Source organism: Deltaproteobacteria bacterium, from assembly GCA_016210045.1.
Lineage (GTDB): Bacteria > UBA10199 > UBA10199.
On sequence record JACQUX010000024.1, the window covers coordinates 159,955 to 174,408 of the forward strand.

Sequence of the window (14,454 nt, forward strand, 5' to 3'; positions counted from 1 at the left end):
CTTTTTACCGGCTCCGCTTGTGGTCCCCGATCCAGCGTGCGATCATATCGCTATGAACGACGCACTCAGCAGCCAGGCGCCCGAGATTACGGCCTATACCGATTACATCCGTTATCTGGCCGATCTTGTAGCTTATAAGAAGCAGCACAGCGGTTTCTCGCTCCGCGTCTTCTGCCGCAAATCGGGTTTCCGTTCCCCGAATTATCTGAAGTGGGTGCTCGACGGCGTACGACCGATCGCACTCAAGAGTGTCCACAAATTCGCGGCGGGATTATCGCTCGACGCCCGTGAGACCGAATACTTCGCACTGTTGGTCCAATTTCGGGAGGCGCGCGATCCGGCGGCGCAGCGTCATGCGTATGAGCAGATGCTCCCGGCACAGCGGCGCCGTGCCGGGACACAGACGGCGGACGCGTATCAATACTTAAGTCGCTGGTATTTAGTGGCCTTGCGCGAGCTGGTCGCTGCGCCGGACTTCCGCGACGACCCCGCGTGGATCCGCGACCGACTGGGCCGCGAGATCACGGGCGCCGAGATCAAGCAAGGCTTCGAGACGTTGGAACGACTGGGCCTGCTCCGCCGCACGGCGAACGGTCGCCGGCAACAGACTGCGGCCGATCTGCGGACCGCGCTCGAAGTGCACTCCGTGGCGGCGTTTAATTATCACACCGAGATGTTGGAACAAGCGGCACGCGTGTTGACCCAACGGCCGGCGGCGGAGCGCGATTACCAATCGCTCGTCGCGCTGGTCGACGGCGAAACCGTGGCACTGCTCAAGCAACAGTGTGCGGCGTTTCAACAATCGCTCGTCGCCCTACTGCAAGCCCGCGAACGCACGACCAAACAGGCGCGCGGACGCAAAGAACTGTACGCCTTTAACATCCAACTCTTTCCGTTGGGGAACCCCATGAAACCCAAGGAGGTCTTATGAAACACGTTCGAGGCACCGCACTCGGTCTTGCCTGCTTGCTGCTCGCGGGCTGCGGCGCGGCGACCAGCACCACAACGAGCAGCGACGATGACTCCGGCGTCACGACCGTCGGGAATCCAAGCGGCAGTTCGACGGCATTTTATGATGCCGTGGTCCAAGTCATGCCGGTCTTCGACCGCGCGAACGCCACGCCTGCAGTCAGCAAGACCGTTCCGACGAGTTGGAGTGTCGGCAATCCGCTGTACGAGGCATTTTACCTGCTGCAGGAGTTCAATCCCGATACCGACCAGGGCGTGATCGACACCTCGAACTTGTACAAGACGATGTGGGAAGGTCGGAATTTCTTCTCTAACGCGAAGTCCGAGTGCACGAGCGTCACCGAACAAATCATCGCCTCTCCATTCGACTTCGGCACGACGGCCCTGACGTACAACTGCGCGATGAACAACGAGGGCGCAGACGGCTATGACTTCGGCGGCGCGATCAAGGAATTGGACGCGACCGGAGCAATCGTGCCGATCACGGCGACCAGCCGCACCAGCTTCGCGGCCCCCGTACAGCACGGCGTCTTCGGCTTTGTCTGGGCCGACGATCACAACGAATACGGCGCATTCCAAGGCACGTATAGTGCCGTTACGGACGACCTCGCGCTCGATATCGCTGTGTGGGTCGACTACACCGGCGACAACGACTACTGCTATCGCAATGACATCGACGGCAACGTGGCGACGCATCTCTTCACGTTCCGCGCCGTGAAGGGCAATCTCGTGGCGGGCACTTCGTCGGTCGCGATGGTCGGGAAGGGCTATTCGCAAGGAACCGATCAGTTCTTCCTGTTGAAGATCACGAGTAGCGGACTCGATGGCGCGCGTTATTACTGCATCGGCGCCGACGCCGGCGAAACGGAGTTGATGGCGATGGACGCTGCAGGGACTGCAACCGTCGACGCCAATTGCGCGGCCTTCCAAGCGGACGTGGATGCCTTGACGCTGTTTACCAGCGCGGACTTGGCGTGCAGCAGTGCGGCGTTCAATTCCGGCGGAACAGGAACGACCGCTGAAGGGACCGTCTTCCTCGATTTTGAATAACGGGTCCTAGAGGATACTCCGCGAAGGGGGCGGCGCCGCACCGGCGCGGCCCCCTTCACGCGTACGCCCGTCGTACTGCTCCCGCTGCCATTTGAACAGATAGTACAGATATCCAAACGCGGGACCGAGCAGCACGGCGCCTCCGCCTAAGACCCAGAGTACCGATTGGAGCACGTTGGCCGGCGCGGCGCTGTTGGCGATCGTCAGGTCGGGAACGATCAGCCACGGAAATTGACTGGCCGCCCACCCACCGACCATGCACACGGCCTGCGCCACTACGACCACCCGCGCTACTGCATAGCGCCGCTGCCACAACGCAACGAGCGCGCCGACGGCCACGCCGCCGGTCACGAACTGAAACCCGAGACTCCAACGCGCGTGCATTAACCCGTGATACAACTGCGGCGCCCCATCCGCCGCCAGATATGCGGCCAGCCATGCGAACAGCCCCACATCAATCCCGACCACCACACCGATGCGCCGCAACACCTCGCGCAAAGCCGGCTCCGCAGTTTCGTGCAGCAGATAGACGACCGCCAAATACATACAGAGGCCGACCAACAGCAGACCCACCGCCCACGGGAACGGTTGCCACCACGTGGTCACGTAGTCGGCCACAACGCCGCCCGTAACCGGATCGACGCGGATCCTCCCGGAGGTGACGGCGCCCAATGTCACGCCGAGCATCAGCGGCGTCATCAGACTGGCCACGGCAAAAATCACTTCCCAGCGCTGCCGGAATTCAGCGCGTGGCAAGCCATAGGCACGAAAGACAAACGCGGCCCCGCGCAACACGATCCCGATTAACACCAGCGTCAGCGGAATATGCAGCGCCGTCGTCAGCGTGGCAAAGACCAACGGGAAACAGACGAAGAGCAAGACGACAACGACGATCAGCCAGACATGATGCGCCTCCCAAATCGGTCCGATCGCCTTCAACACTAATTCCCGCAGCGCCGCTGCGTGCGGACCACGCGCCACTAACCATACTGCGCCACCGCCGAAGTCGGCGCCGCCGGTCAGCAGATAGACCGTCAACGCCACGACGATGATCAGCGCCACGACCACGGCGGCCGTGCCGGGATCAGCCATGTGCACCTCCCAGTCCGGCACCGTGCTGGGGCATGCCGTCCACCGTGCGAAAGACATGATACTGGAGCAAGCGCAACACGATCACGCCCAGCAGCGCATAGAGCACGAGGAAGAGGAGAAAAGAACTCCACAAGTGCGGCACCGGAGTCACCGCGTCCGCAGTGCGCATGATCCGGTAAATAATCCACGGTTGCCGCCCAACTTCGGTGACCGTCCATCCAGCTTCCAACGCGACGAATCCGGCGACACCACATCCGATGACCAAACGAAGAAACCACGGCGCCCGCGGCCACGCCTTGCGCAGCCCACGATACGCCAGCCCGATCACGGCCGTGAGCACCAGGAGCGTGCCCATCGCGATCATTAACTGAAACGCCAGATGCACCACCACGACCGGCGGACGGTCCTCGGGCGGCAATTCGCGCAATCCTTGGACCACAGCTTGTCGCTCCCCATAGGCCAACCAACTCAGCATCCCGGGTAGTTCGATCGCGCAACAGGTTGTTTCTCGCGCCGCATCCGGCCATCCGCCGATCCGAAGCGGCGCACGGACGGTCGTGTCCCACTGCGCCTCCATCGCCGCCAATTTCATCGGTTGTCGCTCCGCCGTCTGCTTCGCCAACCAATCACCCGTCAGCGGCTGCAACAATCCACTCAACAACGCCACGCCCAACGCAATCCCGTATGCCCGCTGATGGAGCGGATGCAGCGGATGGCGCAGCAACATCCAGGCATGAATCGCGGCCACGGCAAACCCAATCGTCACGAACGCCGCGACGACCATATGGAGGCTGTATAACAACCATCCCGGATTCCACATCGCCGCCCACGGATCGATGTCGACGAATTGTCCCGCTTCGACACGGAATCCGGCGGGCATGTTCATCCACGCATTCGCGCAAACCACAAAAATGCCGGAGAGCGTTCCGCTGCCGAGCACGGCCACGCCGCACAGCCAGTGGAGCCGCGGCCGCAACCGGTCCCATCCATACAGATAGATTCCGAGAAAAATGGCCTCGAGGAAAAAGGCGAACCCTTCCAACGAGAACGGCATGCCGATCACCGGTCCGGCATGACGCATGAAGTTCGGCCACAACAGCCCGAGCGCAAAAGAGAGCACGGTCCCGGACACCGCGCCGACTGCGAACAAGATCCCGGTGCCGCGCGCCCAGCGTTCCGCCAAGTCACGATAGACGCGATCGTTGGTGCGAATCCAGCGATGTTCTGCGATCGCCATCAAGAGCGGCATCGCCATGCCCGCCACCGCAAAGAGGATATGGAACCCGAGCAAGCTCGCCATCTCGAGCCGCGCGATCAGCAGATGGTCCGGCATTTATGGTACTCCGTTCGTCCCGTGGCAGGTCGCGCAGCCGGCGAGGCCCTCATCCAATGTCTGTTCGTGAATGGCCTCCACATCAATGCTGAGGGTCGTGCGATTGACCAAGTGAATATTTTCTAAATTATGACAGAGCGTACATTCCGCCACGCCCCATCCGACTTCGTGCTCGGCCTCCGTCAACACCAGTCCCGCTGGCGACGCAAGGAGATCGCCATAATTTTCGCCTTCATTGACCGCTGAGCCACCACAGGCGGCCGTCAGCAATACCCCACTCAAGATCCAGAACCGTTTCATAATGTGCTCACTTGGCCGACGTCTCCCGACCCGCATGGCATGCCTGACACATCGTTACCGTATGACACGCCTCGCAGCGCCGCGGATTCGCCCGCGCTTCGATCGAATGGAAGAAACGGAAATTCCGCCGATGCGCCGTTTCCTGCACCGTGTCGCGTCGTTGATGACAATTCACACAAAACATCACGTTCGCGTGGCACTGCGCGCATTCCGCCCCGTTCGCTTTGGCAAAGACTTGGTGCTGCGCCAACCACGCCACGCGGTGGTTGCGCGGCTGCGCGCCACCCTCGCCGTGACAGAGCGTGCACGTATTCGGTCCCGGCATCGTCGCGTCCGGATTGTTGTGGCACGTGTGACACCCGATCCGATTTAAATACCGCAAATCCCCATACGAGCGCTCATCCACATGACACGTCTCGCAACCGACACCCCCGGCCTCGAACAAACCATTGTGCATTTCATGGTCATACAAAGAAAACGGTACCGGTAATTCCGCCTTGGGTTTTTCGGTTTTTTTCTCATCCGCCGCGACCGCAACGATGGCGATCAGCAACAGCACCAGCGTCACGTAGATCCTCAGAGGCCACCCCCAGCCGCACAGCGGCGTTGAGGGGGGGACCCGATGGGCTTTGCCCATCGGGGGGGCGACGCAAGCCCCTGTAACGCCGAACGCGCGTACCCGTGATTCACTTCGCATAGTGATAACTCACTCGCAGCGACCCCCGCAGATCGCGATCGAACAGATTGTTTTTGTTATATTCGCCGCCGACCGCCACACGCCAGCCGTGCGGCAAGTCATACCCGGTCCAGAACACGGTCGAGAACGCCAGATCGCTCTCGTTGGTGATTTTTTGATAGCTGCTGTAATCGAGGCCCACTTCCGCCCACAGTGGCTTCGCGATGCGTTCATGCGCCAACACGCGCACCCCATGCACACGGCCACCGTAGCTCTTGGAAAAATAATACGCCGGCTCAAGTTCAAGATGCGCGCGGTCCACGCGGATCGGAATGCCGACTTCTAACAAATGCCCCGTGCGATGCGCGCCCGCGCCGACCGTGAGCCGCTGATAGGCATATTGCGTGCGCAACGTGACGACATCCGGCACCGCATCGAGCGTCGTCGCAATACGGCCGGTCCAGATCGGCCCGCTGGTAAACAGCGCCATGATGCTCGGCCGATCTGCAGCGCGGTTCACATTAAAGTAATTCCCTTCCAGATTCAGCGCCACGCGCCGCGTTGGCGACCAATCGAATCCCAACGTCCCCGCTTCGATCACTTTCCCCGCGATATCGTATTCGAACAGCCCATACGCGAGCGGCGCGGTCTTGCCGCCGAATTGGTGCGACGCGCTCGCGCCGACCCGCACCGTGTCGTTCTGTTGCCAATCGGCGCCCTGCAGATCGAATTTACGCCACTGCGCTTGCAAACTCGCCGCAGTCCGGTGCCAATCGTGCAGTCGCACCACCATGCCGGTCAACAAACCATCGTCCCGATTAAAATCGCCCCGCTCGATGGTCCGCGGCACACCGGCATAGACAGACAAATCCACACGCGACCACGGCAGGAGCGTCGTGCGCGCGCCATCGACCAGCTCCGTGGAAAATCCGGGATTCAAAAACTGTCGCCCGAGATCGAACTGCCACGCCTTCGCCGGCTCCAAATGCAACACGCCTTGATACAGATCGCCTTCGTTCACCGAACGCTGCAGATCACGAAACACGCGCCCATCCGCCTGCACCCGTGCGTGCCACTTCCCCCAATCGGCCACGCCGGCGCCGAGATAGAGATTCGCAGGGAGTTCGCGTTGGATGCTCGTGTTGCGCCGCCACTGTCCGACCAGATCGGCGTCCGCGCGCCACGAGACCGCGCGCGCGCCCATCGGCAACAACGCCGCTAAGAGACCACAGACGCAACCGAGACCAACACCGACGCCCTTCCGCTTCATCACGGTCTCCAATATCGCCCCCTCACTCCTCCGGCAACGGTTCAGTGGGCAGCACAGGACAGTCTGGATAGACGGGCAACGGAGCGAGCGTGGCGTTGTGACAGTACTGTGTACACGTGCCCGTTCCGCCATGTTTTGCGGACCGATACCCGGACATGTGACACGATCCATTCACACCGCCACCGCAGGTGTAGGCCACATATGGCACCGAATCGATCTGCTCCCACGCGAACGCGAACGACTTCCCGGCGCTATTGACCAGGAACGGCGCAGCCACGATCGCAACGAAGTGCGCTTGCGTCCCAACACCCAGCTTGGCCGATCCACACGGTTGACCGTTGGCGTCGGTGCTGTAGGTGATTGCCGGCTCCCACTCCCGCACGAGCCACGATTCTGTAATTTGCCAATGCGGATAGCTCCAATGGCATGTGTAACAATCCCCTTTCGCCTGCAACGAGGCCTTCGTGTCCGTCTCACTATTGAACAACACCGGCTGGTCGTGACACTCCCAACACGTGACCGACTGCGCCGGATCTTTCGCCCCCATCGCCGTCGCTTGTTTCGTAAATGCCGGGCCGTGACCGCTCAACGTGGCCGCTTTAGTGTTCCAGGCCCGCGCCCACCCGGCGGGATGCGGATAATCCGGATGGCACGTCATGCACGACTGCTGCGCATGCCCACCGTCCAATGCCGCGCCGTGGCACACGCGGCATGGATCAAGTTTTCCGAGCAACGTATCCTTTATATAATCAACATGCAGCGGCGGTTCCCCGGCGGCACCCACCACACCCCATTGGGGATCGTCGTGCGGATACGAGGCATGGCAGCTCGCGCTTGCGCAGGTTTTTTTCGTCACGCCAATCGCATCTTCCTTCACGCCATGGCACAGCTGACATTCCGTGATCTTTGCATAGCGATCGGCCTTACTCGCCATGGCCATGAGCGTCGCACCATGGCCGCTGAATTGCCCCCATCCCGGCGCGGCAATCCCCGCTGAATCGTGCGCCAAGTAGCTTGCGTGACACCCTTCGCACGACGGCTTGCCGCCCAATGCAACATTCAGCTGCGATCCATGGCACGCCTTACAACTGTCGATATCTGTTAGCGCGCTCGGCCCGTGCACTAAACCAGATGCCCAGCCCTCCGGATGCGGCAACGTCTCGTGGCACTTGCTACATGAAGGACCTGCCGTCACCCCCGGAGACACCTGCAAATTTTCGCCGTGACACTTGACCGTGCCACACGACCCGAGCCCGCCCACTTGAATCTGCGCCGCATGTTGCTGCGACGCACCTTTGGGCGCCACCCATCCCGACGCATGCGGATATCCTGGATGGCACGTCATGCAGGATTGCTGCGCATGCCCGCCGTCCAACGCGGCGCCGTGACACATCCGACACGGGTCGAGTTTCCCTTGTAACGTATCCTTAATATAACCAACATGCAGCGGCGGTTCCCCGGCCGCGCCGAGTGCGCCCCACTGTGGATCTTCGTGCGGATATGAGGCGTGGCACGTAGCATACCCACACGTCTTCTTCGGCACCCCGATCGAGTTGTTCTTCGGCCCATGACACATCCGACATTCCGCGATCTTCGTATAGCGATCGGTCTTGTCTGCGAGTGCCAACAGGAACGAACCATGCCCGCTGAGCAATCCCCACCCTTGCGGCGCAATCGCGGCGGAGTCATGGACCAAATAACTGGCGTGGCAGCCTTCGCACGTCGGCTTCCCGCCGAGCACAATATTGAGTTGCGGACCGTGACAGGACTTGCAACCGTCGATATCGGCCCGCGCGCTGGGACCATGGAACAGCCCGGACTCCCAACCCGCGGGATGGGGAAAGCCGTCGTGGCAGCCACCACACGACGGGCCGACCGTGATTTTCGATTCCACTTGCAAGTCCACGCCGTGGCAATGCACCGTCCCACACGACTCGAAACCATTCGCTTGGACGTACTCCGCGTGTTCCTGCGGCAATCCTTTCGACAACGCCCACGCCGCCCCGTGTGGATAGACCGCATGACACCCGGCGTCGCTGCTGCTGCACGACGGCTTGCCCTGCAGTTCGCCGTGCAACGAGGCCCCGTGACACAGCGCACACTCCGTAGTGGACGCCGCCAGTGCGGAGGCCCCGTGACCGGCATAGGCCTTCCAGGGTGCCGTTTCAGTCCCACGATGCGGATAGCTCGGATGGCACGAGTAACACGTCTTGCCGTTCAGTTCCCGTTCCAATGTGGCGCCATGACAGCGTTGGCATTCGTCGGTGTTGCCGTCGTACCCTTGTTGCACGCGCTCGCCGTGCCCTCCACCGAACGGTCGCCACACAGCACTGGCCGGATGCGGATAATCGGCGTGACACGTAAAACAATTCTTTCCACCTAACACCGTGCGAAAATCGTCGCCGTGACAACGCGCGCACTCCGTCTGGCCGAGCGTCTGCGCGACCGCCCCATGTTGCTCCGGTGTGGCCCAGTCCGCCCGATGCGGATACGTCTGGTGGCAGCCTGTACACGAGACGCCGGTACGGCCGCCGCCCAAGTCCGTGCCATGACAACCCGTGGCACAATCCGTAGAAGTATGCGACGACACCCACACGCCGTGTTGTTCCCGTTCCGCCCACGCATTCGGATGCGGATAGCGCACATGACATTGCGTACAGGAGACTCCGCTCGATCCGCCCGCCAAGTCCTCACCGTGGCAGCCTTGGCAGGCCACGCGCCCGCCCCATTTGGCTAATTGACCGTGCTGTTCCGGTTCCCGCCAGGTGGCGGCATGCGGATAGAGGGTGTGGCACGTGGTGCACGACACCCCGGAGAGCCCGCCTTGTAAATCCGTCCCGTGACACTGCGTGGCGCATGCGGCCTTCCCTTTCGCACGCACGAAGGCACCATGCTGCGTCGGTTGGACCCAATCGTCACGATGCGGATATTCGGCATGACAGCTCCGACACGTCGGCGCGGTATTCCACGGGTCGGCTGAGGCGTGGCACTGCAGACACGCCGCTTGTCCAAAGTGCCGCGCCGCGGCCCCGTGACTGGCGGCGGCCTTCCAGCCACTGGCATGGGGAAAAATCGGCGTGGAGGATTCGGAGGTTGCCGGTGCGGGCGTCGCCGTTGCGGCAACATCCCCCCCCTCCGCAGTCGGCTTGCTCGCTACACATCCACTCAGCCACAGCAAACCGAGGATCGTGGCCAGACAGCGGTATGCGGACGGCAGGGACATACGGAGGCCTTAGTATATACGACGTAGTGGGGACATGACCACGGTCATTCTTCGCACCTACGCACGTCCCTATTCCAGCCTACGGCACGTATTCATACACGACCCAGTCGGAAAAGGATTTCGGTTGATTCCGATCGGGACGGTCGGCGTCCCAGACCGCAAACGCCACGTATCCGGTCCGCTCCAAGACCGCATCTTGCGCCACCACGCCCTGCAGCGGATGCCGCAACACGACCTCCCACTCGCCTTGCAAATATTTCCCGGTCGCCTGCAATTGGCGTTCGGTAGCCTCAATCATCGATTGATGCCCTACACCTTTCGCCCGCCATTCCGTGATCTGTTCCGGCGCCCGCCAGGCCCAAATTTGCACTGGATTATCGGCGCTCCCCATCGCTACGAACGGTAATGCAGCCGGATCGGCGGGCGCCCGCACCGGAAATTGGAGTGCCACGCCGTCGCCGTTCCCCACTTCGGGATTCATGGCATCATCCGCCCAGCGGACCGCAAACGCAATTTCTTGCGCATTGCCGATCGCCTTGACCAGCACCCATTCCGTGCTTTCCTGCCCTGCCGTCACGTGATGCAGATAGACCGGCACTGCTTTCACACCCTGCCACGCCGCCGCCGTCGGATCGAGCGGCAGTTCGCCACTCACGCGCGCCACGCGCAGCAGACTCCGTTTCGGATGGGAGGGATCGAAGCCCTCCGGGAGTTGCAAACGCGATTGAATATAGTGAACCAGTTGCCATAATTCCGTCGCGTTCAGACTCCGCGCATATCCCGGCATCGGCGTGCCGGGGATGCCGACCGCCAATGTGCGGTAGATCTCTTCATCCCGACTCCCCCATTTCAAAGGACCCCGCGTCAGGTCGCGCGGCACCACCGCATTACCCCACGTGTCGGTCAGTCCAACCGCCGACGGCCCATTGCCTTGCCCGTCTTTCCCGTGGCACGCCACACACCCGCTGCGCGCAAATAATTGCTCGCCCGCACTCACGACCGCCGGCGACGTCGCCAGCTTCGTCGGAATTTCAATCCGCGGCCCCGGCCGCGCCGCGACATACCGCGGAATCAGATGTTGCAGATACGCGACGAGCGCACGCCAATCTTTGTCGCTCAGCAAATCCCATCCCGGCATCGCGGTGCCGGGCACTCCGACTTTGACCGTTTGCAAGATTTCCACCGGCGACGGCGTCGTCCCTTCCGTAGTGCGATATTTCAAAATGCCATTCGTCAGATCACGCGGCCGCGGCGTCAGATACGAGGCGAGCTCCCCTTGGCCGTCCGCCTTCGCCCCATGACATCCCGCGCACTGCGCCGTGTAGAGCTGTCGTCCCCGTTGCAGTTCAACTTCCGTGCCCCGCCCCCCTTGGCACCCGACCACCACCAATCCAAGCAGTGCCACCCACTTCGCCCCCACCCGTGTCCGCATATCGCCTCCCGTCCCACGCTCCAGACCTCACTATCGATAACATATAGCCCACGGCATTAACCACATATGCGGGCGATCAGCAAGACATGCGATGCGAGTTTTCACTCGCGCGCGCCGACAAACCACCTGACGCGCGTCATAGGAGCTCGCCGCCGGCTGCGGCATGTTTCCGCACCGCACACAGGAGGCATTTTCTATGAACACGATCTACGATTTTCTGGAACGCGACCATCGTCGCCTCGACGACCTATTCGCCGGCTTCCGCAAACACAAGGCGCGTGACCCAGAAACCGCGCTGCTCTGCTTTACTCAATTCAAGCGCGGCTTAGATCGACATATTCGCTGGGAGGAAGAATTGCTCTTCCCACCGTTCGAAAACGCCACCGGCATGAAAGGCTACGGCCCCACCGCCGTGATGCGCGACGAGCATCGCCAAATCCATTGGATCGTCGACCAGATCGAACAGCAGTTGTTGCACCAAGTCTGGGAAACCGACACGCTGGAAGCGCAGTTCCTCGAAGTAATGGGCATGCACAACAGCAAAGAAGAAAAAATCCTCTACCCGTGGCTCGACGAACAGTTGGAGGGGCCGGCCCTCGCGGAAATTCTTCGCCAGCTCGAGCACACGGCGCAACTCACCGAGCAGGCGGCGGCGCGATAGCGGCCGGCACCGGCCCGCGCAGCGACATCTGGCCTTGGCGCGAGGCATTCACCGACTCCACTAAAATACGGGCCGCCTCTTGCGGCGCATGAAAGCCGGTCGAGTTTTCCGCTTCGACAAAATCCAGATAGAATTGCGCGCGCCGTTGCGCCGTCCGCGCGGCGGACAGTTCATCATCCGTGCGCCCGGCCGCCTTCGCGGCCTTGAGGTCAGCAATCAAATCCATCAACGCATCCATCGCCGTATTGCGCATCGCAAAGTGACGGCTTTGAATCTGCTCCACGCGCTCCTTCAATTCCGTCTCCGGCCATTGATGGCACGTCTGGCAGGCATGATTCACATTCAGCAGCGGACTGCGCACGTGATGATCGCTGATTTTCAACGCCCCCTCGCGCGTATACGGCATGTGGCAATCCGCGCAGGCCACGCCGGACCGGGCATGAATCCCCTGACTCCACAATTCAAATTCCGGATGCTGCGCCTTCAGCGCCGGCGCGCCGGTCTCGGCATGCACCCAGTCCTTGTGCCCTACTTCATCGTAGTACGCGGCGATCGCTTCTACTTGCAGCCCCTTGCTCCACGGATAGACCAAGCGTTTCTCCGGCCCTTTGAAGTAGTACTCCACGTGGCACTGCCCGCACACATACGAGCGCATTTCCTGCCGCGTCGCTTGCGTATTCACATCGTATTCCGGAATACCCTGTGATGCCTTCAACGCACGGATCCCTTCAAAAAAACCGGGCCGCGTGACACGCAACTGCATGGTCTTCGCATCGTGACAATCGATGCACGACACCGGGTGACTCACTAATTTGCGCGCTTCCGCATAGGGCAGCTTGTTGACCACTTCGAAACCTTTCATCAAATCCCCATCCCCGGCCTTCATATACGGCACATACACCGAGGCGTGGCAGTGGATGCAGGTCCCCGGTTGCGGGGCCGATTGCTGCCGCTCCGTGAACGTCTGGTCGTCGAGCATATACGCGTGTCCGCGTTCCTCGCGGAAATCGCGCGCGAACGCATAACCCGCCCACATCGTCTTCAGCCGCGGATCTTCCTCCAACTTCGATTGCGCCACGACCGAACGCGGATCGGCCGCGCTGGGCGTGCGCGGAACCGCTTCGCTGCCGCCATAACGCGTCCGACTGATATCGACGGTCCGCCGATAGCCGTCGTATTGCAGTGGGAAATTTTTCCCCCACACTGCGGCGTCTTCCGTTTCGTCGGTCAGCTCCACGACCCGATAGAACGGATTGCGCCCCTCCTGCTTCCGTTCGAAGATATTGATCAGCAGCGCCGCCGCACCGGCGGCCGTCACACTCGCGCCAAGAATCGTCAGCCACATCGTTGTCCGTCGTGAAAGCACCATAATACCTCCTCTAATCCGCATGTCCCACACCCAAGTGGCACCGCGCACACGGCAGCGGTTCCCCTGGCGCTTCGATCGCTTGCACAACGTCGCTGTGACAGCGGCGACAATTCGCCTCCGCCACTGCCGCACTGCCGGCCGTGATCCGAATCGGTTCCGGAAACCAGCCCATGGTAAACGCCGTCGAATGGCGGAACCCATTTTCCATCTTGGTCAAATATTTCCCGACCATCGAATGCGGCGTGTGGCAGTCATTGCATACCGCCACGGCCCGATGGCTCGACTTGAGCCACGCGCTATATTGGTCGTTCATCACGTGGCAATTGGCGCAGGCCGCAGGGTCGTTCGTCAAATACGACGTCCCTTTCGCATAGAGAAAGGTGTAGCCGCCAAGCCCCAGCGCGACACCCACACACGCCCCCATCCCGATGCGCATACCTGACCACGACCATCCCATGGCGGACATCCCCCTGAGCGAATGCGCCTGTAGCAGAGACGCGCAGACACGGCAAGATTGCCGCGCGAAGCAACGGCATGCTACACTGCTTGGAGGGGGGATTCTCTATGAAACAATGGCAACGATGGTTCGGCGGAGTGCTGCTCCTGCTGATGTGCGGCCTGGCAAGCTGTGGGAGTGGCACCAGTACCGGAAGCAGTAGTAGCAGTAGCGGCGGCAGCAGCGGATCGGTCGATGCCGCACTGGCCGGAGAATGGCGGATCTTGACTGAAACGATCTATTTCGACAACGGACTCACGCAACAAATCACCCCAGTCAGCACCCATCTGGTCCTCGATGCGAGCGGCGGTTGGCAGTTCGGCTCGTCGAGTGGCGCATGGAGCGTTTCCAGCATTGCCGCATCGGACTGGACGACCTGGGCGATTGCCGATTACGGCATGACCCGAAAAGTCACATTGGATGGCTGGAACAGCGACACCGGCAACGGCCCGATCGACGAATCCGGCTCCACGATCGACAACATTTGGGTGATCTATCGTTACACCAGCGACACCAACGGCGCCGGCACCGTCTGGATGAAGTTCGGACAGGTGTGAGAAATCGTGCGTAGGTGCGTACGTGC

13 protein-coding genes are annotated in these 14,454 nt (G+C 61.4%); 4 read left to right on the plus strand and 9 right to left on the minus strand.

What is annotated here, in order from left to right; genetic code table 11:
• The first annotated feature begins 52 nt into the window (after positions 1-52).
• Together HY696_08375 and HY696_08380 are read left to right on the plus strand one after the other, a co-directional pair.
• Positions 53-931 carry a TIGR02147 family protein gene (locus HY696_08375; GenBank protein MBI4238417.1) on the plus strand — a complete coding sequence of 293 codons (879 nt, stop codon included), beginning with the start codon at positions 53-55 and terminating at the stop codon, positions 929-931.
• Positions 928-2,019 (plus strand): hypothetical protein, encoded by a 1,092-nt coding sequence (locus tag HY696_08380; GenBank protein ID MBI4238418.1) that lies wholly within the window; start codon positions 928-930, stop codon positions 2,017-2,019. Before HY696_08375 ends, HY696_08380 begins: the two co-directional genes overlap by 4 nt.
• 6 nt (positions 2,020-2,025) lie before the next feature.
• On the opposite strand, the gene HY696_08385 is transcribed toward HY696_08380, so the two are convergent.
• The 7 genes from HY696_08385 to HY696_08415 all read right to left on the minus strand — a co-directional run bounded on the left by HY696_08385 (position 2,026) and on the right by HY696_08415 (position 11,345).
• The gene (locus HY696_08385) at positions 2,026-3,111 is read right to left on the minus strand and encodes a cytochrome d ubiquinol oxidase subunit II (GenBank protein MBI4238419.1); all 1,086 of its coding nucleotides are present in this window, start codon (positions 3,109-3,111) and stop codon (positions 2,026-2,028) included.
• A complete protein-coding gene (locus HY696_08390) occupies positions 3,104-4,444 on the minus strand; it encodes a cytochrome ubiquinol oxidase subunit I (GenBank protein ID MBI4238420.1) in 1,341 nt (446 codons plus the stop codon). Before HY696_08390 ends, HY696_08385 begins: the two co-directional genes overlap by 8 nt.
• A complete protein-coding gene (locus HY696_08395) occupies positions 4,445-4,744 on the minus strand; it encodes a hypothetical protein (protein MBI4238421.1) in 300 nt (99 codons plus the stop codon).
• A gap of 7 nt (positions 4,745-4,751) precedes the next feature.
• Positions 4,752-5,312: a hypothetical protein gene (locus HY696_08400; GenBank protein ID MBI4238422.1), complete on the minus strand. Its 561-nt coding sequence runs from the start codon at positions 5,310-5,312 to the stop codon at positions 4,752-4,754.
• 118 nt (positions 5,313-5,430) lie between these two features.
• On the minus strand, positions 5,431-6,690 hold the full coding sequence (locus HY696_08405; protein MBI4238423.1) for a hypothetical protein: 1,260 nt from the start codon (positions 6,688-6,690) through the stop codon (positions 5,431-5,433).
• 22 nt (positions 6,691-6,712) lie between these two features.
• Entirely contained in the window at positions 6,713-9,913 is a 3,201-nt protein-coding gene (locus HY696_08410; protein ID MBI4238424.1) for a hypothetical protein, read from the minus strand.
• A 79-nt stretch (positions 9,914-9,992) separates the two neighbouring features.
• Positions 9,993-11,345, minus strand: a complete 1,353-nt coding sequence (locus HY696_08415; protein MBI4238425.1) for a c-type cytochrome — start codon at positions 11,343-11,345, stop codon at positions 9,993-9,995.
• Between the two features lie 196 nt (positions 11,346-11,541).
• Here HY696_08415 and HY696_08420 point away from each other — a divergent pair, with 196 nt between their 5' ends.
• The gene (locus tag HY696_08420; GenBank protein MBI4238426.1) at positions 11,542-12,006 is read left to right on the plus strand and encodes a hemerythrin domain-containing protein; all 465 of its coding nucleotides are present in this window, start codon (positions 11,542-11,544) and stop codon (positions 12,004-12,006) included.
• On the opposite strand, the gene HY696_08425 is transcribed toward HY696_08420, so the two are convergent.
• Both HY696_08425 and nrfH read right to left on the minus strand, forming a co-directional pair.
• Positions 11,981-13,396 carry an ammonia-forming cytochrome c nitrite reductase subunit c552 gene (locus HY696_08425; protein ID MBI4238427.1) on the minus strand — a complete coding sequence of 472 codons (1,416 nt, stop codon included), beginning with the start codon at positions 13,394-13,396 and terminating at the stop codon, positions 11,981-11,983. The genes HY696_08420 and HY696_08425 overlap by 26 nt on opposite strands.
• A complete protein-coding gene (nrfH, locus tag HY696_08430; protein ID MBI4238428.1) occupies positions 13,386-13,841 on the minus strand; it encodes a cytochrome c nitrite reductase small subunit in 456 nt (151 codons plus the stop codon). Before nrfH ends, HY696_08425 begins: the two co-directional genes overlap by 11 nt.
• 98 nt (positions 13,842-13,939) lie before the next feature.
• On the opposite strand from nrfH, the gene HY696_08435 reads away from it, so the two are divergent.
• Positions 13,940-14,428: a hypothetical protein gene (locus HY696_08435; GenBank protein MBI4238429.1), complete on the plus strand. Its 489-nt coding sequence runs from the start codon at positions 13,940-13,942 to the stop codon at positions 14,426-14,428.
• The last annotated feature ends 26 nt before the right edge of the window (positions 14,429-14,454 follow it).